This window comes from Filimonas effusa, from assembly GCF_004118675.1.
GTDB classification, from domain to species: domain Bacteria; phylum Bacteroidota; class Bacteroidia; order Chitinophagales; family Chitinophagaceae; genus Filimonas; species Filimonas effusa.
Genome location: NZ_SDHZ01000006.1, coordinates 23,581 through 45,888, shown reverse-complemented (window position 1 = coordinate 45,888; position 22,308 = coordinate 23,581). Strand labels below are relative to the sequence as shown.

Below are 22,308 nucleotides of genomic sequence, written 5' to 3'. Positions count from 1 at the left end.
TTAGACGGATAATTTTTTAACAATAGGCGCAATCTGTTCCGCTGTAAGCGGCATGATCACAGCCTTACCTGTTTTCTGCAATAAAACATAATGGATAAGATCCTTCACGCGTTTTTTATCGGACTGCATGACCTGCATGGCCTTCTCTGCATCAAAAACGGCGAAAGCGGGTAAGCCATACTGTTTGATGAGTTTTACCAGGCGGTTGGTTTCGGCATAACCTGTGTAAACGGCGGAGATGCCTGCTGCCACTACCATTCCAAGGGCAACGGCGTGACCATGGGACAGATCGTAGCTGTTTTCAATAGCATGCCCGAGCGTATGGCCGAAGTTGAGCAGTTTGCGGTCGCCTTGTTCGAACTCATCTTCCTGCACCACTTTTGATTTCAATAGTGCGTTTCTGCGGATAAGCTGATCGAGCAGTTGCTTATCTTTCCGGAAAGCAGTTAGTTTATGTTCTTCCAGGAGTTTAAACATGGCTGCATCTTTGATGCTGGCGTGTTTAATGATCTCGGCGAAACCGTTGATCCATTCTGCTTTAGGGAGAGATTTGAGCAGGCTGTAATCGTAGAGTAGGAATGAGGGTTGTTTTATCATTCCTACCATATTCTTATAAATACCTACATCGATACCGTTCTTTCCCCCGATGGAAGCGTCGACCATGGCCAATATAGTAGTGGGAACAAAACCGAATTGGAGACCGCGCATATAGATACCGGCTACGTAACCGGTGATATCTGTAACCACGCCGCCACCAACACCGATGAGTGTTGTTTTTCTATCGGCTCCCAGTTCTATGAGTTGTTGAATGATGCTGTCGACGGTAGCCTGGATCTTAAAAGCTTCGCCGGGCTGCAGTACGATGGTACGCCAGTTCGCAAACTTCTTTTTATTAGCGGAAAAGATATTCTCATCGGTGATGATAACGGCGTTATCTGTTTTCACCAGTTTTTCGAGGTAATCAAAAGAAGCGTCAAAATAGTAACTGACAGTTTGAGCAGAGAAGCTGAGTTTCTTTGTTGTCATAAATGCGCATTCATTTTGTCAAACGCCTCCAGTTCCTGCGCCAATGTTTTGGTGGCATGGTACTGTTCCTGTTTCACAATATAATCAGTGGCTTTATCGATCGTGGTTGGGCTTACGGAGTAAACGGCAAAGGCTTCATCCCATTCGAAGGGATGTTGCAGCAGTTTATTGTTGTTGAGCCATTCCGCAGTTGTTTCTTTCAGCTGTTTTACAATGCCCGACACGTGCTGGAAGGGCATGAGCTTAAACAGGCAATGCACATGATCGGCCGGGCCGTTGATGGCCAGCAGCTGGATGCCATTGGCCACTGCCTCCTTTTGAATAAACGTAAAAAGCACTTTACGTATAGACAAAGGAAGCAATGACTGGTCATCTTTTATTGCCCATAAGGCATGAATGTATATGAAGTCCCTGGTACCATTCATTACTGGTTCATAATGCGGTTCTGGTGGTTGATACTTTCCATATGCACGGCATCGAAATACTTGGTGATGAATTCTTTGCTCAGGCCTTGTTTATCGCCTCTTGCGAAAGCTCTTTCCAGGATCTCGTTCCAGCGGTTGGTTTGCAGGATGGTGATATTGTTGTCTTTTTTGTACTGGCCTATTTTTTCTGCCACTTTCATACGCTGACCGAGGATCTGCATCAGTTCGTCGTCGAGCTGGTTGATCTGCTGGCGCAGTTTTTCCAGGGCTGCGTGGAATTCTTCGGATGCCACATCTTCTCTTCTCCAGATGATGGCGTCGAGCATTTCGCCCAGGCGTGCCGGAGTCACCTGTTGTTTCGCATCGCTCCAGGCATTATCTGGATCGACATGACTTTCAACGATCAGTCCGTCGAAGTCGAGGTCAATAGCTTTCTGGGCTACGTCCTGGAGGATATCGCGACGACCACAGATATGAGAAGGGTCGTTGATGATCATCAATTCAGGGTTCCGGCGCTTCATTTCGATGGCGAGGTGCCACATGGGCGCGTTGCGGTACTCTGTGTTGCCGTAGGAGCTGAAGCCGCGGTGAATCAGGCCTATTTGCTTAATACCTGCTTTAGCGACACGTTCTACTGCGCCTGTCCACAATTCCAGGTCGGGGTTGATGGGGTTTTTGATTAAAACCGGTACGTCTACGCCGCGAAGCGCATCGGCCACTTCCTGTACACTGAAGGGGTTTACGGTAGTGCGGGCTCCGATCCATAACACATCCACATCAAAATGCAATGCATCTTCTACCTGTTTGGCGGTAGCTACTTCGATAGCAACAGGGATACCTGTCAACTTTTTCGCTTGTTGTAACCAGGGTAAACCTTTGGTACCGATACCTTCGAAGCTGCCGGGACGGGTGCGGGGTTTCCAGATACCTGCGCGCATGATATCTACTTTACCGGTCTTTTGTAATTCTACAGCGGTTTGCATTACCTGTTCTTCGGTTTCGGCGCTGCACGGCCCCGCTATTATCAGAGGGCGTTTACCCCATTTTTGCTGTACCACTTCTTTTGCTGTGGCCGCGTTTGTTGCTTGCATATAGTTTAAGTTGAATGGTTAATTAAAATACTCAGCCTGCACAGTTATCATATAAAAGTTCTTGAAACCGGCCTGCCGTGTACACAGCTAACCATTCAACCACTTTTATATTTAACGACTGTTGGCGTCGTTCATTCTTATTCTTCTTCCTTTATAGTTTTTACCATCGATAGCTTTGATCATCTGACCTGCTGCGCGTTTGTCGACTTCGAGCCAGGTATTCATTTCCTTCATATCGATCCTTCCGAGTACATCTTTGCGTAAGTCGCTCATATCCAAGATGAACTGCAGGAAGGAGGCTTTATAAAAGCCGTCTTTCGTGCCCAGGTTTACAAACAAACGGGCAAAGTCGCCGTTGTTGTTGTAATTGCGGCCCTGTTCTCCCCTTTCGTTTCTTCTTCTATCCTGGCCTTGTGCGCCATGCTGCATGTTCTCTCTTCCGTCTCTGCGATTTCTTCTGTCCTCGGTTCTCATATTGAGGTCAGCAGCATTTTCGTAGTATTTGAGGAAGCGGTCGAACTCCATAGCGGCAACGCGTTTGAGCACTTCTTCCTTGCTAACGTCTGCAAACTTTTCTTCGAGCATGGGGACGTATGTTTCATAGTCGCCATGGCTGATATCGGCCTGCAGGAGTTTTTCCATGAAATGGAAGAACTGTTTGCGGCATACATCTTTACCGGTTGGTATTTCCAGGCGATGAAAAGGTGCCTGGACGATACGTTCGATCTGTTTGAGTTTGAACAGTTCACGGCTATGAACGATACTCATACAGATACCTGTGTTGCCTGCCCGTCCGGTACGGCCGCTGCGGTGTGTGTACACTTCCACATCATCGGGTAATTCGAAATTGATGACGTGCGTGATACCCTGAACGTCGATCCCCCTTGCTGCTACGTCAGTCGCAATTAGTAGCTGCAGGGTTTTATCGCGGAACTGGGACATTACCTTATCGCGCTGGGCCTGTGTTAAATCGCCGTGCAGGGCATCGATATCGTACCCTTCCCTCGTCAGTTTTTCGGAGATCTCCTGGGCGTCGGCTTTTGTGCGGGTAAAGATGATACCATAGATACCCGGGTTAAAGTCGATCAGCCTTTTCAGGGCCTCGTAACGGTATTGAGCCGGTGCTACAAAGAACTGGTGGTCGATGTTTTTGTTGCCGGTGTTTACTTTACCCACCTGCACTTCGACCGGTTCGGTCATATAACGCTTGCTCACCTTTTTGATTTCGGGTGGCATGGTAGCGCTGAACAACCATGTGCTGTCGCGCTGAGGCGTGTTTTTGAGGATGAATTCAATATCGTCCTGGAAGCCCATATTCAGCATTTCATCGGCTTCGTCGAGTACTACGTACTGAATTTGTTCCAGGTTGATGGCTTTACGTTCAATCAGGTCGATAAGCCTTCCGGGCGTAGCCACCACGATTTGCACCCCTCTTTTCAGGTCGCGTATTTGCAGGCCAATGGACGTACCACCGTACACTGCTGTTACAAATACCCCTGACATATATTTTTTAAAGAGCTCTATTTCCTTTACAATCTGCAGACACAGTTCGCGGGTTGGACAAACCACCAACGCCTGCGGGTGTCTAGCCTGAACGTCAATTAAATTCAGCAACGGCAAGCCAAATGCCGCTGTTTTTCCTGTTCCTGTTTGTGCAAGCCCTATAAAATCTTTTGTGCCCCCTAATAATACAGGAATAGCCTTTTCCTGTATCGCCGTGGGATTGACGAACCCCAATTCACCGGTAGCCTTTACCAGTCTGTCGTCCAATCCCAGTTCTTCAAATGTTGTCATGAATTTCTAATATTTGCCGCAAAGGTAACCCATTCAAGGTCTATTCAGCACTTTCCTTATCTTATTGGCATTTTCTATCAATTCCTGCAGGTATTCGTAGTTCTCTTTTTCGAGGCAGGCTTTGAATTTCCGCAGTTGTGCGATGTGCTCATTGAGCACGTCGAGCACGTTATCCCGGTTCTGTTTAAAGATGGGGACCCACATCTGGGCATTACTTTTTGCCAAACGGACGGTACTTTCAAAGCCGCCGCTCGCCAATTCGAAAATAGCATCCTCTTCCTTTTCCTTCTCCAGTACGGTATTGGCCAGGGCGAAGGATGTTATATGAGAGATATGGCTTATATATGCTACGTGTACGTCGTGATCCTCTGCGTTCATATACAACAGGCGCATACCTAATAAATGGTAGAGCTGTTCCACCAGTTCAAACGCATCGGCATCACATTGTTCTTTATTGCAGATAACAGTTGCTTTTCCTGCGAATGCGTTCCGGACAGCGGCTTCGGGGCCGCTAAACTCTGTACCCCACATGGGATGTGTTGCCACCACCCGACCTTTGCGCGGGTGTGCCGCGGCCAGCTCAACAACGCCCAGTTTTGTAGAACCTACGTCCATTATTACCTGTTTATCGTTTACCAGGTTCAATACTTTGGGTAATAACTGCAACACCGCGCTTACCGGAACCGCCAGGATGATAAGATCTGATTGTGCTACCGCTTCTTCGAGTGTGGCGATTTTATCTACCAGCCCCAGTTCCAAAGCTTTTTTCGTATGTTCTTCGTTCAGGTCCACTCCTATCAATTCAGTGGCAAAGCCCTTGTCTTTCAAGGCCAGGGCCATTGAGCCACCTATTAATCCTATACCTGCTACTGTAACTACCATGGTATTTAAGTTGAAAATCGATAACGGTTACCGGGATGCAGTTTGAGCATCCCTGGTTTCTATTATTGTTTTTTTTATTCTTTCAATTGCTTCTTCAAACCTTGTCAATGATCCGCAAAGGCTTATTCTTATAAAGCCATCACCTCCATCGCCAAAGATGCCTCCCGGGGTGATGAATACATTGCTTTCGTATAATACGGCATCGCTTAATTCGTAACCGTTCTTATAGGTGGCAGGGATCTTTGCCCAAACGAAAAGACCTACCTGTTCGCGGGAATAGGTGCATTGCAGCATATCGAGCATTTCATAGACCTTTTGTCTTCTTTCGGCATAGATAGCATTTACTTCGTTGTACCATTCTCTGCCCAGGGTCAGGGCTTTGGCTGCTGCGAGCTGCAGGGGCAGGAACATGCCGCTATCCATATTGGTTTTAAAGCGTAAGACTTCATCGACCCGCTCTTTAGCGGCGCATAATACGCCTACACGCCAGCCGGCCATATTATGTGATTTACTTAAAGAGTTAAGTTCTATTGCTACGTCCCTGGCGCCTTCGACGCTGAAGATACTGGCGGGATGATCGTTTAAAATAAAACTATAAGGGTTATCGTGACAGATGAGAATATTATGTTTACGGGCAAAAGCAACCAGCTTTGAAAACACGTTAGCGGTGGCCAGTTGTCCTGTTGGCATATGCGGATAGTTCACCCACATGAGCTTTACTTTAGACAGGTCGAGATTTTCCAGCGCTTCGAAATCGGGCGCGTAGTTGTTTTCAGCTTTTAAGCCATAGTCGATACAAACACCTCCGGCAAGTTTTACAGCGCTGCGATAGGTAGGATAGCCGGGATTAGGGACCAGTACCTGGTCGCCCGCATCCAGATAGGTCATGCAGATGTGCATGATGCCTTCTTTGCTACCCATGAGCGGCAGTATTTCGGTATCGGCATTCAGCGTTACGCCATACCATTGCTGGTACCAGTCTTTAAAGGCATTGCGCAAAGCGGGCGCTCCTTTATAGTTCTGGTATCCATGTACATTTGGTTTGGCGGCCTCTTCCTGTAAAGTTTGAATTACAGCAGGATGCGGCGGCAGGTCGGGGCTTCCGATACCCAGGTTAATGATATTGCGGCCCTGTTTATTCAGTTCATCTATTTCTCTCAGTTTTGTAGAGAAATAATATTCTCCGATACCTTCCAGTCTGTTTGCTGTTGCCACCATGATATACTGTTTATATAATGAAGTTTGGTTGCTGCTTTTTATATTGTTTTGCCTTTTTTATAGATACCGTATACGGTAACTTCTTCGGCCAAAGGCCTGATCTTTTCTATGACCGTTTCAAATTGTTTCAAGGTATCGAATTCCATATCGGCGTGAAAGCTGTATTTCCAGTCGCTTCCGGGGATGGGCACACTTTGCAGTTTTGAGAGGTTGATCCCTCCGTTTGCGATAGCCGTTAGCACTTTGGCGAGGCTGCCACGGGAATGATCTGTTTCGAATATTACAGATGCTTTATTGGCATCTTCGATGGGCAGGGCTTCTTCTTCGCGTTGTAATACCAGGAAGCGTGTGTAGTTGTTCTTCATGGTATGAATGTTTGGTGCGAGGACGTCGAGGTTGAACAGTTCTGCGGCGCGTTTACTGGCTATGCCTGCTGCGTATTTGTTCTTATGCTGATGAATGAGTTTGGCGCTAAGGGCTGTATCTTCTGTTTCGACAAGCTTCCAGTTATATTTTTCAAGAAAAGCCAGGCACTGGAGGATGGCCATAGGATGGGTATGTACTTCCCGGATATCTTCGAGCTTTACGCCCGGGTTTACGAGCAGGTTTTGTTTGATTTGCAGATAGACTTCCCCGGTTATTCTCAAGTTACTCTTCTGCAACAAGTTATAGTTGGGGAGAATACTGCCGGCGATAGAGTTTTCTATGGCCATAATACCCCCTTCACTTTCTTTTTTGCTGCCGGCTATTTTAACCACTTCCCTAAAAGTGGCGCAGGGGATGACTTGAACGCCGGTACCGAAAATTTGTTCTGCGGCTACCTGATGGAAGCTGCCTTCATAGCCCTGTATTGCGATTCTTTGTGTCATAAAACAAAAAATCCCGGCCTTGTAGACCGGGACTGTATGTTGCTTGTTTTTAATCTTGTTTAGGCAATACAACCCGGTTTACTTTGACTAAAGTAAAAATAAAAGAAAAAGAAAAAGTTGTATGTGCGTGTTGTATTCATTACAGTTTCAAAAGTACGTATAAACTAATTGCGACCAAATTTCTTTTTGATAAAATAAACAAACAATTGTTACTACTATATATTCCGGGCAAATCCGCTCTGGCAAACCATTTGATACGCATAGTGGTCATTATTGGCTATTGTATTAAAACATTGATCTATGAAACCCACCAGGATAGTTGTTATCGGCGGCGGCTTTGCGGGCGTTAATTTCATTCGCCAGCTGGCCGGGAACGAAGCGTTTGAGATTACATTGGTAGACAGGAATAATTACAATTTCTTTCCGCCCCTGCTATACCAGGTTGCGACTGGTTTTCTGACCATGTCGAACATCAGTTACCCCTTCCGCAAGTTATTCCGCAAGCATAAGAATGTACATTTCCGTTTGGCAGAACTTATTGCCTTACATCCGGAACAGAACCAGGTAGAAACGAGCACCGGAATCATAGGTTATGATATGCTGGTACTGGCGATGGGTACCGAAACCAATTATTTTGGTATGGAGAATGTGAAGCGGCTGGCCGTGCCTATGAAAACCGTGAGTGATGCGCTGGCGCTGCGCAATTACCTGTTGTTACAGCTGGAGCGGGCTTCTATAGAACAGGATCCGGAAGAAAGGAAACGCCTTATGACCATAGTAGTAGCGGGCGGGGGGCCTACAGGGGTAGAAATATCGGGCATGCTTGCCGAGATGCGGAAGCGTATTTTCCGGCTGGATTACCCCGAGCTGGATATCAACGATATGGACATTCATCTTGTTGATGCGCTACCGACCGTGCTGGCGCCTATGAGCAAGGCATCGCAGACAGACACCCTCTCCTATCTTCAGCAACTTAACGTGAAGGTTACCCTTAATAAGCAAGTGAAAGACTACGTTAACGAGGAAGTGCTCTTTGCCGATGGCAGTAAAATACATACCAGGACATTAATCTGGACGGCGGGCGTATCGGCTACGCCGCTACGTGGCTTACCGGAAAGTTGTTTTGGCAAGGGAAAGCGGCTGCTGGTAGATATTTTCAATAAAGTGGCGGGTACGGCGAATATATATGCCATAGGGGACAATTGTTTGCAAAGCGGCGATCCTGCTTTTGTAAACGGGCATCCCCAACTGGCGCAGGTAGCGATTCAGCAGGGACGTGTTTTGGCCAAAAATCTGCTTAAGAAGGGGGAAAGCTGGGCGGAGTTCCGTTATAATGATAAGGGGTCGATGGCTATCGTCGGAAATTTCAAGGCTGTTGCGGATCTTCCCAAATTACATTTCAAGGGTTTTATTGCCTATATGATGTGGCTGGCGGTGCATCTTTTTTCGCTCACGCGTTACCGCAACCGGGTAAAAACGCTGATGAACTGGGCGTGGGCTTTTTTTACGAGGGACCAGGCGTTACGGTATATTGTCAGGGAAAAGAAATCGTCGTGACCTCCAAGGCGGCTTTTAAGCGGCTTTAAGACGGCTATATAAAGCGTAGTTTTTCGTAGATGGGGGAAGTGAGGGAGATAAAAAAAACCACCTCTTGCAAGGTGGTTCTAGTCAAAAAGTTCGCTATAAACTAGTGTTTAACGCTATCTTTCTTAGCAGCAGCTGTAGAGTCGATAACTTTTACAGTGCTGTCAGCGTGAGCTTTAGTAGAATCGATAGCTGCGTTAGCAGAAGAATCAATAACTGCTGCATTAGAATCAGTTTTGTTTTCTGCATTTTCACCAGAACCGCAAGCTGCGAAAGCGCCAAGCGCTAAAACGAATAACAGTTTTTTCATTTTTGCAATGTTTTTGTGTTTGAGTAATTATTGATTAATACCAATAAGGCGCAAAGGTAACCCGCAGAAATTACTTTTTTTTCTCTATTTCAAAAAAAAGCCATCCCCAGGAATAGGGACGGCCTCTAACGATTGCTTGCCATATGAAAATCTTCTAACTACCACCAGTCGGCAAGCCAGACATTGCAAAAATTAACACTTGGTAGTTATCGGGATCGAATTAAGGTTTAACGGCAGCAGCTGTGTCAGCTTTTGCAGTAGAATCTACAGGAGCTACAACTGCAGTAGTGTCAGGAGCTACAACAGCAGGAGAGTCAACTTTAGGAGTTGTGTCTGCTGCATTTTCTTTGTTTTCACCAGAACCGCAAGCTGCGAAAGCACCCAGAGCAAGAACGAATAATAACTTCTTCATCGTAATGTGTTTTTAAAATGAGTTGATTTTGAAGTTTATACCTGTAATTAAAAAAGGTAACCCCTGAAAGCAGGTTTTTTGAAAAAAATATTTTTGCTGCTATTTTGGGTTACTTTTAGCCCCCTCCGGGTATTAAAATCAGACAAAGTGAAAGCGGAAAGCAACGAACAAGTTTTACTGAAAGGATTGGCAAGCAATGATACAAAAGCCATTGACACCATATATAAAGACAATTTTAGTATGGTTCAGGCTTTTATATTAAACAACAACGGGTCTTATGACGATGCCAGGGATATTTTCCAGGAAGCCATGATCACCCTGTATGAAAAAGCCAAGAGCGAGTCGTTTGTGCTCACCTGTCAGATCAAGACCTATGTTTATTCCGTTTGCCGCCGTCTTTGGCTGAAGAGATTACAGCAAGCCGGCCGCTATGTTACCCAGGTAGAGGGGATGGCAGAAACCGTTCCTGTAGAAGAAGATCTTGACATTCAGGAGAAAAGAAATGCGGAATTCGCGATTATGGACCGGGCGCTGAACAGCCTTGGCGAACCCTGCAAAAGCATTCTGGAGTCGTACTACCTGCAAAAAAAGGACATGAATGAGATAGCAGCGGCATTTGGATATACCAATTCTGATAATGCGAAGAATCAGAAATACAAGTGCCTGATGCGATTAAAGAAGTTATTTTTTGCTCAGTATAATATTGGAGAATAAAATGGAAGATGTAATGTTATTGGAGGCGATTGAACAGTACCTCGGAGGGCAGATGTCTCCCGCAGAAAGAGAGGAGTTTGAGCTGCTCCGGAAGAACACACCGGAAGTAGATCAAATGGTGGTAGAACATAAATTATTCCTTCACCAAATGGATCAGTATGAGTCGCACAGGAGCCTGAAGCTGGCGCTGCATGATGCCCATACCCGTTTGCTTAATAAGGGAGATATTAATGAAGGTCTTGAAATAAGGCCTCAGGGCAAGCTGGTTCAGTTCTGGAATAAATACCGCCGTGTAACGGGTATTGCTGCTTCTATAGCCTGTATCACTGCCTTGCTTATCAGCTGGCTGGTGAATGCTTTTTCTCCCGGCGTCAACAACAGCCGCCTGCAGGAGTTAAGCCGTGCAGTAGAACAAATCAAGCAGAACCAACAGGTACAGGGTTCAAAATTATCGGAAGTTGCCTCTAAAATACCTGGTGATGTAGTCTTAAAAGGAGGCGGGTCTGCTTTCCTGATAGACACGAAGGGTTTCCTGGTGACCAATGCCCACGTATTAAAAGACGCAGAGGCGATTGTGGTAATTAACCAGAAAAAAGAATACAGCGCCAAAGTTATTTATGCTGACCAGGATAAGGATCTTGCTATTCTCAAGATAGACGATAAGGATTTCAAATCGTATGGTAAACTGCCTTATGGTATTAAAAAAGGCAGCTCGGACCTTGGCGAAGAATTGTTTACCATGGGTTATCCCAGGAATGACATTGTCTATAACATGGGGTATTTGAGCGCCAGAACAGGTTTTGAGGGTGATACGGCAACTTTCCAACTGTCTTTATCAGCTAATCCCGGGAACTCGGGTGGTCCGGTGTTCAATAAGAATGGTGAGATCATTGGTGTGATCAGCACCCGTGAGAAACAATCTGAAGGAGTAGTTTTTGCCATCAAGTCGAAAAGCATTTATAAGCTTATCGATGAGCTGAAGAAATCGGACACTACTGCTACAGGGCGTATCGATACAGTTGTGCGTAAAATACGGATTCCGGCAAGTTCGAGCCTGAAGGGCGTGGACAGGCAGCAGCAGCTGGCAGAGATAGAAGACTGTGTATTCCTGGTGAATGTTTACAAAAAATAAGAACAAACAGATACAATAATAAAAAAGGTCTCATGATAATCATGAGACCTTTTTTATTGCAACTAACTTACTTCATTCAACTTTATTTCCACAGGGATGTAGGATAATTTCCTGCGTTCACCTGGGCTTCAATGCTGGCTTTTACAGAAGGGGCGTCTTCCTTGTAAGTGACACCAAACCATTTGGCATCGGTTGTAATTACTTCCATTACACCATGACCGTCTTTAATAAACCTGTCGACCACGTAAGGCATCAGGAATTCAGACTTAGGTTCGTTCATGTGCTTCTCGAGGAAAGGTTCAAACAGATCTGAGCAAAGATCGATGAAATTTGGGGCGAAGCAGAAGAAGTTCATGCTTACGAGGGTATTAGAAGAAAGCTCACCCTTTTCACCGTTTTCTTTTTCAAATACAATTTTGTCTGCCTCGGGATAGATCTTAGTATGCTCTGTAACACCTAACATCTCAACCTTGTCACTTACCGACAATACGCCTCTGCTTACGCTGCCGTTTTCGCTAAGTGTGTTTTTGAGTTTGTAGGCAACAACAGCGTACTTGGAGTCGGCACAGCCGTCCAATAAAAACTGATAAGCCTTAACAAAGGCGTCGCTGCCGTAGAAATCATCGGCATTAATTACAGCGAAGGGTTCTTTTACCACATCCTGGCAACACAGAATAGCATGGCCTGTTCCCCAGGGTTTTACTCTGTCGGCAGGAACCTGCCTGTTGCCAAGGTATGCATCCAATTGCTGATATACATAGCCAATTTCGACCTTGCCCTGCAGCTTGGGTTCAACAATAGCTTTGAAGTTATCGGCAAAGTCCTTCCTGATAATAAATACTACTTTCTTAAAGCCTGCGCGAATTGCATCATAAATGGAATATTCCATGATGGTTTCCCCAGAAGGGCCAAACGATTCAGTTTGCTTCTGGCTTCCATAACGGCTCGCCATTCCAGCAGCCAGAATTACTAAGGTTGGTTGCATACGATATTTTTTAATCTTTGCGAAACTAATAGAAACGTTCTAAGCGTCCAATATTAAATTTAAATGAGTATTAACAACTTACTACATTTTGAGGCAATTATTACTCAAAATATTTCTGCATCCTGGTTACTGGATTCACAGAGCAGGCTTTCCCTATTGAGGTTAGACCTTCTTCATCCTGTAGTTAGCGGTAACAAATGGTTCAAGCTGCAGTTTTATCTGGCCGATGCTGTCCAGAATAATGCCAAAACCATTGCAACATTCGGCGGCGCTTATTCCAATCATATCGTAGCCACTGCTTTTGCCTGCCAGCAATGGGGCCTGCCATGCGTAGGCTATATCAGAGGAGCGCCGCAATATTTATCGCATACACTCAAAGATGCCATGTCATATGGTATGCAACTACAGTTTCTTAGCCGCAGTGATTATCGTAGGAAGAACGAGCTCATGCCTGAGCACCCGGAATACTATTGGATACCCGAAGGTGGGTATGGTATTACAGGAGCAGAAGGTGCTGCTACTATATTATCACATGCAACAGCGCTTTCTTCTTATACGCATATTGTAGCAGCAACGGGCACCGGCACTATGCTGGCGGGTCTGATAAGAGGCGCCTGTGCGCATCAGCATGTAACAGGTATCAGTATCATGAAAGGCAATAACGAATTACCACAACTGGTAAGTGAATTATTAAGCGGAGAAGAGAAAGCTACGTTTCATATCGAGCAGGATTATCATTTCGGAGGATATGCCAAACATCCGCCGCAGCTGATCGATTATATCAATACATGCTGGCATCAATACCAGTTGCCTCTGGATATTGTTTATACGGGCAAAGCCTTTTTTGCTACCGAACAAATGATAAGGCAGCATACTATACCTGCAGGCAGTAACGTTCTTTTTATTCATAGCGGCGGACTACAGGGTAATTTATCCCTGCCTGCCGGTACGATTCCTTTTTCTTAACGCGCATGGAAACCTATCTTTGCGCAAATAGCAGCTACCGGATGTTACATAAAATTTTGGTTGTAATACTTTTCTGTATTACTATAGGTTTAACAGCAAGGGCACAAAATCCATTACCCGACTTTACTATCAGGGACCTGGGCAAAAACCGGGTTGCCATCAGCTGGCAAAATCCTTATGAAAACTGTATTCAGCTGGTGATACAACGCTCTTTCGACAGCCTTCGTAATTTCAGAACCATTTTTTCTACACCATCGCCGGAGCTGCCGCAAAATGGTTTTGTTGATGCCAAGTCGCCTCATCCCAAGGTTTATTACCGGATCTTTTATGTGCTCCAGGGAGGCGCTTACTTTTTTTCCCGCGCCAAACAGATCCCGGCAGGTTATGAGAATATTGACCTGATAGATTCAACTTCCGACAGGCTTGTGACAATCAGAAAAAGAGACAGTATTGTTACCAGGCTGCCTTTTTACAGGTACAAACAGTTCAGGGATTCTATCATCTACAATACCAAAGACAGCCTTTTTGCTGTAAACGAGGAAGAGATCATCATCAAACCTTTTATACCACAACCTCCGGCCTGGCGCCCCAGCATTTACCTGTTCACCAACAGAGAAGGCTTTGTAACCATGCACCTGCCCGATGCCAAACAAAAGCACTATAAGGTTATCATATACGATACCGATGGACAGGTATTATTCAATCTTTCGCATGTAAAGGAAACACACCTGTTGCTGGATAAGGCCGACTTTATACATGCCGGCTGGTTCTCTTTCGATCTTTTTGAGAATGGAATTCTGAAAGAAAAGAACCGTTTTTATATTCCGAAAGAATTTTAAGCCGTTACCAGGGTAGCGCCGAAGACCTTTTCAAAATTGCTTTTTACCTGTTCTTTAACGGCATCGAAGGAAACCGCCTCACCCAGTTCACGCTGTAAAGAAGTAACCTGTTTGCCCCTGATGCCACAGGGTATTATGTTGTTGAAGTAGTCGAGGTCGGTATTCACATTTAAGGCAAAACCGTGCATGGTAATCCAGCGGCTGCAGCGGATACCCATAGCGCATATTTTACGTTCGCGGCCTTTTACCGAAGGATCGAGCCATACGCCTGTTTCCCCGGCGCTGCGATCGCCTTTCAGGCCATAACCGGCCAATGTAAGAATGATCACTTCTTCCAGGCTGCGCAAATACCAGCCAAGATCGGTTTTAAAATGCTCGAGGTCCAGTATCGGGTAGCCTACCAGCTGGGCGGGGCCATGGAAAGTAATATCTCCTCCCCTGTTGCTGTGAAAGTATTCTATTCCCTGTTCGTTCAGCTTTTCAGCGGGCAGCAGCACATGTTCGGGCTTGCCGCTTTTTCCCAGTGTGTATACGGGAGGATGCTCCACAAAAATCAACCGGTCTAAAGTAGGTTCCTGCGTGCCGGCGCCTTTCCGGGCCACATTTTCCTTTAGCAACGATTCCTGGTAATCCCATACTTCTTTATAAGAACGAATGCCCAGGTCTTCGAAACTGATCTCCTTGTTCATGCAGCAAATTTACGAATAAAGCTTTTACGCTTATTTTTGCGCTATGACGGAAGATCAGGACATTTTGCAGGAAGACAATTCGGAAGACCTTTACGAGCGTAAACTTTACCACGTGGATAAAGGCCAGGAGCCCATGCGTATAGACAAATGGATTCACCTGAGGCTGGAAGGCGCCAGCCGCAATAAGGTTCAGAAGGCCATTGAAGCAGGATTTGTAACTGTAAATGGCCAGCAGGAAAAGAGCAATTACAAGGTTAAGCCCGGTGACGACATTGTGCTGATGAGCCTTGTAAACCCGGAATACACGGAAATTAAACCGGAAGCCATTCCGCTTCATATCGTGTATGAAGATGATGCGGTACTGGTGATCAACAAGCCGCCTAACATGGTAGTTCATCCTGGTGTAGGTAATTATTCCGGCACCCTGCTCAATGGGGTATTATACCACCTGCTGCAGCAAAATCCCGGTCTTACCGAGGAAGACCTGCCCCGTTATGGCCTGGTACATCGTATCGATAAGAATACTACCGGCCTGATTGTGCTGGCTAAAACGCCTGATGCGGCTGCTCACCTTGCGAAACAATTCTTCAATCATACCGTTTCCCGTAAATATGTAGCGCTTGTATGGGGCGATGTAGAACAGGATGAAGGCACCATTGTTGCCCATATTGCGCGCCACCAGCGTTTCAGGAAAATGTTTGCCGCCTACCCCGATGGCGAAACCGGCAAACACGCCATTACCCATTACAGGGTGCTGGAGCGCATGAATTATGTTACGGCGGTAGAATGTATACTGGAAACAGGACGCACGCACCAGATACGTGTTCATATGAAACATATTGGACACACCCTCTTCAACGACTGGGAATATGGTGGCGACAGAATTTTAAAAGGCACTGTATATACCAAATACAAACAGTTTGTAGATAATTGTTTCGATCTATGTCCGCGTTGTGCCCTTCATGCGAAAACGCTGGGTTTTGTTCACCCGGTCACTAAACAGGAAATGTTCTTTGAATCGCCCCTGCCCAACGATATGTCGCAGGTAATGGATAAATGGCGGGGATATGTGCAAACCAAGCTGAAGCAGTCGCCCAACGGTACGCTGGACCTATAATTTGAAATCGAATAAGGTGGCGGTAAAACGCGCCTTTTCTCTTTTCTTGAAAACCACGTCCCAGTTGCCTTTGTAACGCAACACGGCGGGAACCAGCAGGTCGCCGGCCTTGGTCATTTCCACCTCCATAGATACATCGAAATCGTATACACCTGCTTTATAGCTAAGCGAATAGGTTCGCGCCATCACTTCCATAGTGGTGGCGTCAAACCAGGTGGTCATGTTGTCGACCACTATATCATCTTCCTTGAACATACCCAGATTTTCTTTGGGTTTCACTGAAAACATATAGGCGTATTTGCCATGATATTCTGTATAGTCGAGGCGGTAATCGTATAGTTTATGCGCTTTGCTGTCGTAGAGATCCAGCTTGTTGCCAATGAAAGGGATACCGGGGATTTTCTTGCCGGGATTAAAGAACAACATTTTGAGCTGTTCTTTATGTTTATCTATTCCCTTTTTCCCCTCCGTACTTATTTCGTGGCCTTTTACAATATTATCTTCTCCGCACACTTTGCCTTTGGTGAAAAACAGGCTGCCATACATTTCACCGGTGGTGTATTTAAAGTTGCCTTTGCTATCGAGGAAATCGCCGGTGGTCTTCTGTTCCAGCACCTCCATGGTACGGCACCCGTTCTCGCGGTGCTGGCGCGTTCTGCTGGAAAAGGAAGCTTTGGGTTTGTCTTCCTTATCCAGCATCACGATATCGTTAAGTGCAGTGAATTCAATTACGCGCAGGTTACGGAATGCCTTGTAAAAAGTGGTGTCCTTTTTTATGCGCTCCAGTAATCCTTTATAGTCCATGTTATTGCGTACTACCACCCCAGGCAGGGTGATAGTCTGTTTGTCTATGATAACCGTAGTATCCTGGGCGCTACTTTCGGCACATACCAGAAATACCAATATTATCAGCCAACAGTGTCTCATTTAGCCAACGTCATTTTATAGTCTACCCTAACTTTTCCTTTACTGATATCATTCAATTTACCTTGCAGCATTTTACGTTTCAGTGGCTTCAGGTAATCGATGAACAGTTTTCCTTCGATATGATCATATTCATGCTGAATAATGCGTGAAGTGATACCGGAGAAGGATTCTACATGAACATTGAACTGTTCATCCATATATTCCAGCGTTACCGACTGCGGACGCATTACATCTTCCCTGATGCGGGGAATGCTCAGGCAACCTTCATTATAACTCCATTCTTCACCTTCCAGCGATACGATACGGGCATTGATGAATGCCTTACGTACACCCGGTTCATCGGGGTAGGTTCCTTTTTCATCTTCTTCCTGGTGCTCAAAGATCTGTGCACTGTCTATCACAAATAACCGGATATCACGATTAATCTGAGGCGCCGCCAACCCTACACCGTTACTGGCATACATGGTTTCAAACATATCGGCGATCAACTTCTGTAAATCGGGATAGTCTGAAGGTATGTCCCGGGCTGCTTTCCTCAAAACGGGCGCTCCGTAAGCTACAATTGGTAAAATCATATAAACTAAAAAATGAATCTCAATGTTACTAACTAAACGTTCTTCAAAAAAACTTTAGTACATCTATTTTGTTACAAGTTACGCATATACTCCTGCAACATAATTGTTGCAGCTATCTGATCTACATTTCCTTTCACCTGCCTGTCTTTCTTTTTCATGCCCATTTCCACCATTGCCTGCGAAGCCATTTTTGAGGTATACCGTTCATCTACCATGGTCACGGGCATTGCCGGGAAGTCTTTTTTAAACTTATTTACAAAGGCATTCACCAGCGGCGTGGCATGCGTATCGGACTCATCCCAGTTTTTGGGTTCGCCAACCAGCACCAGGTCTACCTGTTCCTGCTGAAAATACTGCTTCAGGAATGGAAATAACTGTTTGGTTTCCACAGTCGTTAAACTGGTAGCGATGATACGCAACGGATCAGACACTGCTATTCCGGTTCTTTTTCCGCCATAATCTATACAAAGAATGCGCCCCATTGTTATAATTTATAAAATAAGCAGGTCGGCAATCACCAATACACCAAATACCACGCTGGCAATGCCGTTTGCCGTCATAAAGGCGATATTCACTTTGCTGAGATCATGTGGTTTTACTATAGAATGCTGGTAAATTAACATGCCGGCAAATACCGCTATTCCCACCCAGTAAACAAAATGAAAGTGGCCATATATCCCTGCCGCGATCACACACCCTGCGCTCAGCACGTGCAGCAATTCAGACACCCGTAACGCCTTTGCCTTACCCAATACGGAAGGAATGGAATAAAGCTGTTGCGACTGGTCGAAATCAACATCCTGTAATGCATAGATCACGTCAAAACCACTTACCCAGAACACCACTGCGAAAGAAAACAGGATGGGTAACAGCTGAAACATGCCCATTACCGCCAGGAAAGCCCCTATTGGCGCCAGTGAAAGCCCGACACCTAATACCAGATGGCATAAAGGCGTAAAACGTTTCGTATAGCTGTAAAAGAGTATTACAAATAAGGCTACGGGGGAGAGATAAAAGCAGATCCTGTTTATGAACCAGGTAGCCACAATGAAAAGAATACAATTAAGGATCACAAAGCGTAAGGCGCTGCCTGCCGAAATAATGCCCCTGGGAATTTCCCTGATCGCTGTCCGGGGGTTCTTTGCATCGAAGCTGCGGTCGAGATAGCGGTTAAAAGCCATGGCAGCGCTTCGCGCGGTAACCATACAAACCAGCACCAGTACGAATCTTATACCCAATTCACCCAATGTAACGGGCATCTGGTATACCTCCACAAATTCAGGAGAAAAAGTACGATATCCGCCGGAAAAATACCCGGTGATATCATTCCACTCCTTCAATCCCAGCATAAACCCTATCATCGCAAATGGCAAAGCAAAAATAGTATGCGAAAATTTTACAAGGCTCAGGTAATTCTTAAACTTACTCATATATCTGATTATACACTTTCTTTTGCATTTATAAAACGCTGTTCCGCCAGCTTCCACAATACAATGCCGGCAGCTACCGAAATATTCAGGGAGTGTTTCATGCCCAGCTGCGGGATTTCAATACAACCATCGCAATGCCGGAGCACCTCCTGGTCAACCCCTTCCACCTCGTTGCCAAACACGACCGCCATTTTTTCACCTTCCGGAATGACAATCGTTTCCAACGACAGGCTGCCTTCCGTTTGCTCAATACCAAACACCTTATAGCCTTGTTGCTTCAGTTGCAGCACGGCTTCCAGTGTTGTTTCCGTATACACCCAGTCGACAGATTCGGTAGCGCCCAGGGCAGTTTTATGGATATCGCGGTGTGGCGGCTGCGGCGTATAACCGCATAAACACACGCCTTCGATAAGAAAAGCATCTGCGGTACGGAAAACGCTGCCTACGTTGTGCATACTACGGATATTATCCAATACAACAACAACAGGCGTTTTCACCGCCTGCTTAAATTCGGCCACTGTTTTGCGGCCCAGTTCGTCCATACTTAGTTTCCGCATCGCGCAAAGGTATAACTTTCCCCTGTCACGGCCCATTTGTCCACATTCGACCCCTTGTAAGCCAGGGGTTTAACCAGCATATTTTATATTTGCCGCCTATGGCAAAAGCAGCTTCAGATACTCCTTTAATGCAACAGCACCGTGCTATCAAGCAAAAATACCCCGACGCCATCCTTCTTTTCAGGGTTGGCGACTTCTATGAAACATTCGGAGAAGATGCTATTGTTACAGCACAAGTGCTTGGCATTACACTTACCAAAAGGAATAATGGCGCGGCTTCCGGCGCATCGGAACTCGCCGGTTTTCCGCATCACTCACTCGATACTTATCTTCATAAGCTGGTAAAAGCCGGCCACAGGGTAGCCGTATGCGATCAGCTCGAAGATCCCAAACAAGCCAAAGGCATCGTAAAAAGAGGCGTTACCGAAATGGTCACTCCCGGCGTTGCCATGAACGACAAACTGCTTGAACTGGGCAGCAATAACTTCCTGGCAGGCATGCATATACAAGGCGACCAGGCAGGCGTTGCCTTCCTCGATATCTCTACGGGTGAATTTTTTGTTGCCGAAGGCAACCAGGAATATGCCGACCGTCTTCTGCAAAGCTTCCGCCCCGCGGAAGTGGTGTTTCAGCGCAGCTACCAGAAACAGTTTAAAGAAAGTTTTGGCAATAAATTCTATACCTATACCCTCGAAAGCTGGATCTTTGAAGAGGCCTTTGCCACAGAAAGCCTGCTTAAACACTTCCAGACACATTCCCTTAAAGGCTTTGGTATAGAAAAAATGTCGCTGGGTATTATCGCTGCCGGCGCCGTTATGCACTATCTGAAGGATACGGAGCATCCCAACCTTCAGCATATTACCACCATCCAAAGACTTGAACGTAACGACTACCTGTGGATGGACCGTTTTACCATCCGTAACCTGGAACTCATCAGTAACCAGGCCGATCAGGTGAACAGCCTGCTGAAAGTGCTTGACAACACAGTAAGCCCCATGGGCGCCCGCCTGCTGAAACGCTGGCTGTTGTTACCGCTCTGTGATGCTGCCAAAATCAACGAGCGCCTCGACCTCGTTGAATACTTTATTAAAAACACAGACCTGCGCAAGCAGGTGCAGCAACTCATCCAGCAATGCGGTGATATTGAGCGGCTGGTTAGTAAAATACCGGTAAGGAAAATAAATCCACGTGAAATAGCGCAGCTGGCGAAAGGGCTTTACCAAACCAACCAAATAAAACAAACAACCGCATCCGCAACCAACCCCTACCTGCAGCAGCTTTCGGGGTTACTCGATCCCTGTATTTCAATAGCCGACAAAATCACCGCAACACTGCACGAAAATCCTCCGGTAGCGGTAAATAAAGGCAACCTCATTGCCGAAGGTATCCATAAAGAGCTCGACGACCTAAGGCGTATAGCCAGCGGTGGTAAAGAATACCTGGTAGAAATACAACAGCGTGAGTCGGAAAAAACGGGGATATCTTCCCTGAAGATCAGCTTCAACAATGTGTTTGGTTACTATCTTGAAGTCACCAATTCACATAAGTCGAAAGTGCCGGCAGACTGGCTCCGCAAGCAAACACTTGCCAATGCCGAAAGATATATTACACCTGAACTGAAAGAATACGAAGAAAAGATCACCGGGGCGGAAGATAAGATCGCAGCCATAGAAGCACAGCTCTACGATCAGCTGATCACCGACCTGCAGCAATACATAGCGCCTATACAGGTGAATGGTCATGTATTAGCCGTACTTGATTGTCTTATTTGTTTCTCCGATAATGCACTTCATTATAATTATAAAAAGCCTGTATTACATGATGGCGCCTCACTGGAATTAAAGGAAAGCCGCCATCCTGTTATAGAAAGGAACCTTCCTCCGGGAGAATCCTATGTAGCCAATGATATCACGCTCGATCCAACATCGCAGCAGATCATCATTCTTACAGGTCCCAACATGAGTGGTAAAAGCGCCATCCTTCGTCAAACGGCGCTGAACACGCTTATGGCGCATATGGGCAGCTTTGTGGCAGCCGCATCGGCCCAGATCCCTGTCACCGACAAGATCTTTACGCGTGTGGGTGCCAGCGATAACCTCAGCGGAGGTGAAAGTACCTTCATGGTGGAAATGAATGAAACCGCCAGCATCATCAACAACGTTTCGGCACGCAGCCTTATCCTGCTTGATGAAATTGGCCGGGGTACTTCTACTTACGACGGCATCTCCATTGCATGGAGCATAGTAGAGTTCCTGCATCACTCTGCAGCCGCTCCCAAAACATTATTTGCCACACACTACCACGAATTAAATGAGCTGGAAAACAAACTGGCACGTATCAGGAATTTTCATGTCACCAATAAGGAAGTAGGCAATAAGATCATCTTCCTTCGTAAACTCGCTCCGGGCGGCAGCACACACAGCTTTGGTATTCATGTGGCTAAAATGGCCGGCATGCCTCCATCGCTCATCGACAGGGCTAACGAAATATTGAAACAGCTGGAAGAGAAACATGTAGATGAAACCATCACAACCGAAAATGGTCCTGCTGTTACATCTATGCAGCATAATATGCAGAAAATAAGCGCTCCCAAAATGCAATTATCCATTTTCGATGCACATAGCGAAACATTCGATGAAATCAGGAAACTACTCGAAACGATCGATATCAACCGGCTTACACCTGTTGAAGCATTAATGAAATTAAACGAGATCAAAGGCCTGCTTAAATAAGTTACGGATCAATGTAATTACATCGTTTTATTTA

23 protein-coding genes are annotated in these 22,308 nt (G+C 45.9%); 7 read left to right on the top strand and 16 right to left on the bottom strand.

The window, feature by feature from the left end; translation table 11 throughout:
• The 7 genes from aroB to ESB13_RS23295 all read right to left on the bottom strand — a co-directional run bounded on the left by aroB (window position 1) and on the right by ESB13_RS23295 (window position 7,305).
• Window positions 1-1,026: a 3-dehydroquinate synthase gene (aroB, locus tag ESB13_RS23325; protein ID WP_129006453.1), complete on the bottom strand. Its 1,026-nt coding sequence runs from the start codon at window positions 1,024-1,026 to the stop codon at window positions 1-3.
• Window positions 1,023-1,451: a transposase gene (locus tag ESB13_RS23320; RefSeq protein WP_129006451.1), complete on the bottom strand. Its 429-nt coding sequence runs from the start codon at window positions 1,449-1,451 to the stop codon at window positions 1,023-1,025. Before ESB13_RS23320 ends, aroB begins: the two co-directional genes overlap by 4 nt.
• Entirely contained in the window at window positions 1,451-2,434 is a 984-nt protein-coding gene (locus tag ESB13_RS23315) for a chorismate mutase (protein WP_407920918.1), read from the bottom strand. Before ESB13_RS23315 ends, ESB13_RS23320 begins: the two co-directional genes overlap by 1 nt.
• A 219-nt stretch (window positions 2,435-2,653) precedes the next feature.
• Window positions 2,654-4,336: a DEAD/DEAH box helicase gene (locus ESB13_RS23310; protein WP_129006448.1), complete on the bottom strand. Its 1,683-nt coding sequence runs from the start codon at window positions 4,334-4,336 to the stop codon at window positions 2,654-2,656.
• Window positions 4,337-4,369: 33 nt separating this feature from the next.
• Window positions 4,370-5,218 (bottom strand): prephenate dehydrogenase, encoded by an 849-nt coding sequence (locus ESB13_RS23305; RefSeq protein WP_129006446.1) that lies wholly within the window; start codon window positions 5,216-5,218, stop codon window positions 4,370-4,372.
• Between the two features lie 27 nt (window positions 5,219-5,245).
• A complete protein-coding gene (locus ESB13_RS23300; protein ID WP_164974332.1) occupies window positions 5,246-6,436 on the bottom strand; it encodes a pyridoxal phosphate-dependent aminotransferase in 1,191 nt (396 codons plus the stop codon).
• Window positions 6,437-6,474: 38 nt separating this feature from the next.
• Window positions 6,475-7,305: a prephenate dehydratase gene (locus ESB13_RS23295; protein WP_129006444.1), complete on the bottom strand. Its 831-nt coding sequence runs from the start codon at window positions 7,303-7,305 to the stop codon at window positions 6,475-6,477.
• Between the two features lie 300 nt (window positions 7,306-7,605).
• Between ESB13_RS23295 and ESB13_RS23290 the strand changes: the two genes are divergently transcribed.
• A complete protein-coding gene (locus tag ESB13_RS23290; RefSeq protein WP_129006442.1) occupies window positions 7,606-8,862 on the top strand; it encodes an NAD(P)/FAD-dependent oxidoreductase in 1,257 nt (418 codons plus the stop codon).
• A gap of 130 nt (window positions 8,863-8,992) precedes the next feature.
• Here ESB13_RS23290 and ESB13_RS23285 read toward each other — a convergent pair whose 3' ends face one another.
• Together ESB13_RS23285 and ESB13_RS23280 are read right to left on the bottom strand one after the other, a co-directional pair.
• Window positions 8,993-9,199, bottom strand: coding sequence for a hypothetical protein (locus ESB13_RS23285; protein WP_129006440.1), 207 nt, complete (start codon window positions 9,197-9,199; stop codon window positions 8,993-8,995).
• Window positions 9,200-9,419: 220 nt separating this feature from the next.
• Complete coding sequence (locus ESB13_RS23280) at window positions 9,420-9,611, bottom strand: hypothetical protein (RefSeq protein WP_129006438.1); 192 nt, start codon at window positions 9,609-9,611, stop codon at window positions 9,420-9,422.
• Between the two features lie 147 nt (window positions 9,612-9,758).
• Between ESB13_RS23280 and ESB13_RS23275 the strand changes: the two genes are divergently transcribed.
• Together ESB13_RS23275 and ESB13_RS23270 are read left to right on the top strand one after the other, a co-directional pair.
• The gene (locus ESB13_RS23275; protein WP_129006436.1) at window positions 9,759-10,325 is read left to right on the top strand and encodes an RNA polymerase sigma factor; all 567 of its coding nucleotides are present in this window, start codon (window positions 9,759-9,761) and stop codon (window positions 10,323-10,325) included.
• 1 nt (window position 10,326) lies between these two features.
• Complete coding sequence (locus ESB13_RS23270) at window positions 10,327-11,457, top strand: S1C family serine protease (RefSeq protein WP_129006434.1); 1,131 nt, start codon at window positions 10,327-10,329, stop codon at window positions 11,455-11,457.
• Between the two features lie 82 nt (window positions 11,458-11,539).
• On the opposite strand, the gene ESB13_RS23265 is transcribed toward ESB13_RS23270, so the two are convergent.
• A complete protein-coding gene (locus tag ESB13_RS23265) occupies window positions 11,540-12,442 on the bottom strand; it encodes a nucleotidyltransferase family protein (protein ID WP_129006432.1) in 903 nt (300 codons plus the stop codon).
• A gap of 63 nt (window positions 12,443-12,505) precedes the next feature.
• Between ESB13_RS23265 and ESB13_RS23260 the strand changes: the two genes are divergently transcribed.
• Together ESB13_RS23260 and ESB13_RS23255 are read left to right on the top strand one after the other, a co-directional pair.
• Complete coding sequence (locus ESB13_RS23260; RefSeq protein ID WP_129006430.1) at window positions 12,506-13,408, top strand: 1-aminocyclopropane-1-carboxylate deaminase/D-cysteine desulfhydrase; 903 nt, start codon at window positions 12,506-12,508, stop codon at window positions 13,406-13,408.
• Between the two features lie 41 nt (window positions 13,409-13,449).
• Complete coding sequence (locus ESB13_RS23255) at window positions 13,450-14,247, top strand: hypothetical protein (protein WP_129006428.1); 798 nt, start codon at window positions 13,450-13,452, stop codon at window positions 14,245-14,247.
• Here the strand turns inward: ESB13_RS23255 and lipB are convergent.
• Window positions 14,244-14,936, bottom strand: coding sequence for a lipoyl(octanoyl) transferase LipB (gene lipB / locus ESB13_RS23250; protein WP_129006426.1), 693 nt, complete (start codon window positions 14,934-14,936; stop codon window positions 14,244-14,246). The two genes, ESB13_RS23255 and lipB, sit on opposite strands and share 4 nt — an antisense overlap.
• 43 nt (window positions 14,937-14,979) lie before the next feature.
• Here lipB and ESB13_RS23245 point away from each other — a divergent pair, with 43 nt between their 5' ends.
• The gene (locus tag ESB13_RS23245; protein WP_129006424.1) at window positions 14,980-16,053 is read left to right on the top strand and encodes an RluA family pseudouridine synthase; all 1,074 of its coding nucleotides are present in this window, start codon (window positions 14,980-14,982) and stop codon (window positions 16,051-16,053) included.
• On the opposite strand, the gene ESB13_RS23240 is transcribed toward ESB13_RS23245, so the two are convergent.
• From ESB13_RS23240 to ESB13_RS23220, 5 genes are all read right to left on the bottom strand, one after another.
• Window positions 16,048-16,980 carry a hypothetical protein gene (locus ESB13_RS23240; RefSeq protein WP_129006423.1) on the bottom strand — a complete coding sequence of 311 codons (933 nt, stop codon included), beginning with the start codon at window positions 16,978-16,980 and terminating at the stop codon, window positions 16,048-16,050. The genes ESB13_RS23245 and ESB13_RS23240 overlap by 6 nt on opposite strands.
• Window positions 16,977-17,555 carry a peptide deformylase gene (gene def, locus ESB13_RS23235; protein ID WP_129006421.1) on the bottom strand — a complete coding sequence of 193 codons (579 nt, stop codon included), beginning with the start codon at window positions 17,553-17,555 and terminating at the stop codon, window positions 16,977-16,979. The genes ESB13_RS23240 and def overlap by 4 nt, the downstream gene beginning before the upstream one ends.
• A 71-nt stretch (window positions 17,556-17,626) precedes the next feature.
• Window positions 17,627-18,037 carry a Holliday junction resolvase RuvX gene (gene ruvX, locus ESB13_RS23230; RefSeq protein ID WP_129006419.1) on the bottom strand — a complete coding sequence of 137 codons (411 nt, stop codon included), beginning with the start codon at window positions 18,035-18,037 and terminating at the stop codon, window positions 17,627-17,629.
• A 9-nt stretch (window positions 18,038-18,046) separates the two neighbouring features.
• The gene (locus tag ESB13_RS23225) at window positions 18,047-18,985 is read right to left on the bottom strand and encodes a UbiA-like polyprenyltransferase (protein WP_129006417.1); all 939 of its coding nucleotides are present in this window, start codon (window positions 18,983-18,985) and stop codon (window positions 18,047-18,049) included.
• An 8-nt stretch (window positions 18,986-18,993) separates the two neighbouring features.
• Window positions 18,994-19,542, bottom strand: coding sequence for an RNA methyltransferase (locus ESB13_RS23220; protein WP_246022667.1), 549 nt, complete (start codon window positions 19,540-19,542; stop codon window positions 18,994-18,996).
• Window positions 19,543-19,640: 98 nt separating this feature from the next.
• Here ESB13_RS23220 and mutS point away from each other — a divergent pair, with 98 nt between their 5' ends.
• Window positions 19,641-22,274: a DNA mismatch repair protein MutS gene (gene mutS / locus ESB13_RS23215; RefSeq protein ID WP_129006415.1), complete on the top strand. Its 2,634-nt coding sequence runs from the start codon at window positions 19,641-19,643 to the stop codon at window positions 22,272-22,274.
• Window positions 22,275-22,308: the final 34 nt, after the last annotated feature.

Coding starts and splice junctions, on each gene's coding strand:
- aroB (WP_129006453.1), bottom strand. CDS start 1,026: ATGACAACAAAGAAACTCAGCTTCTCTGCTCAAACTGTCAGTTACTAT.
- ESB13_RS23320 (WP_129006451.1), bottom strand. CDS start 1,451: ATGAATGGTACCAGGGACTTCATATACATTCATGCCTTATGGGCAATA.
- ESB13_RS23315 (WP_407920918.1), bottom strand. CDS start 2,434: ATGCAAACCGCTGTAGAATTACAAAAGACCGGTAAAGTAGATATCATG.
- ESB13_RS23310 (WP_129006448.1), bottom strand. CDS start 4,336: ATGACAACATTTGAAGAACTGGGATTGGACGACAGACTGGTAAAGGCT.
- ESB13_RS23305 (WP_129006446.1), bottom strand. CDS start 5,218: ATGGTAGTTACAGTAGCAGGTATAGGATTAATAGGTGGCTCAATGGCC.
- ESB13_RS23300 (WP_164974332.1), bottom strand. CDS start 6,436: ATGGTGGCAACAGCAAACAGACTGGAAGGTATCGGAGAATATTATTTC.
- ESB13_RS23295 (WP_129006444.1), bottom strand. CDS start 7,305: ATGACACAAAGAATCGCAATACAGGGCTATGAAGGCAGCTTCCATCAG.
- ESB13_RS23290 (WP_129006442.1), top strand. CDS start 7,606: ATGAAACCCACCAGGATAGTTGTTATCGGCGGCGGCTTTGCGGGCGTT.
- ESB13_RS23285 (WP_129006440.1), bottom strand. CDS start 9,199: ATGAAAAAACTGTTATTCGTTTTAGCGCTTGGCGCTTTCGCAGCTTGC.
- ESB13_RS23280 (WP_129006438.1), bottom strand. CDS start 9,611: ATGAAGAAGTTATTATTCGTTCTTGCTCTGGGTGCTTTCGCAGCTTGC.
- ESB13_RS23270 (WP_129006434.1), top strand. CDS start 10,327: ATGGAAGATGTAATGTTATTGGAGGCGATTGAACAGTACCTCGGAGGG.
- ESB13_RS23265 (WP_129006432.1), bottom strand. CDS start 12,442: ATGCAACCAACCTTAGTAATTCTGGCTGCTGGAATGGCGAGCCGTTAT.
- ESB13_RS23260 (WP_129006430.1), top strand. CDS start 12,506: ATGAGTATTAACAACTTACTACATTTTGAGGCAATTATTACTCAAAAT.
- ESB13_RS23255 (WP_129006428.1), top strand. CDS start 13,450: ATGTTACATAAAATTTTGGTTGTAATACTTTTCTGTATTACTATAGGT.
- lipB (WP_129006426.1), bottom strand. CDS start 14,936: ATGAACAAGGAGATCAGTTTCGAAGACCTGGGCATTCGTTCTTATAAA.
- ESB13_RS23245 (WP_129006424.1), top strand. CDS start 14,980: ATGACGGAAGATCAGGACATTTTGCAGGAAGACAATTCGGAAGACCTT.
- ESB13_RS23240 (WP_129006423.1), bottom strand. CDS start 16,980: ATGAGACACTGTTGGCTGATAATATTGGTATTTCTGGTATGTGCCGAA.
- def (WP_129006421.1), bottom strand. CDS start 17,555: ATGATTTTACCAATTGTAGCTTACGGAGCGCCCGTTTTGAGGAAAGCA.
- ruvX (WP_129006419.1), bottom strand. CDS start 18,037: ATGGGGCGCATTCTTTGTATAGATTATGGCGGAAAAAGAACCGGAATA.
- ESB13_RS23225 (WP_129006417.1), bottom strand. CDS start 18,985: ATGAGTAAGTTTAAGAATTACCTGAGCCTTGTAAAATTTTCGCATACT.
- ESB13_RS23220 (WP_246022667.1), bottom strand. CDS start 19,542: ATGCGGAAACTAAGTATGGACGAACTGGGCCGCAAAACAGTGGCCGAA.
- mutS (WP_129006415.1), top strand. CDS start 19,641: ATGGCAAAAGCAGCTTCAGATACTCCTTTAATGCAACAGCACCGTGCT.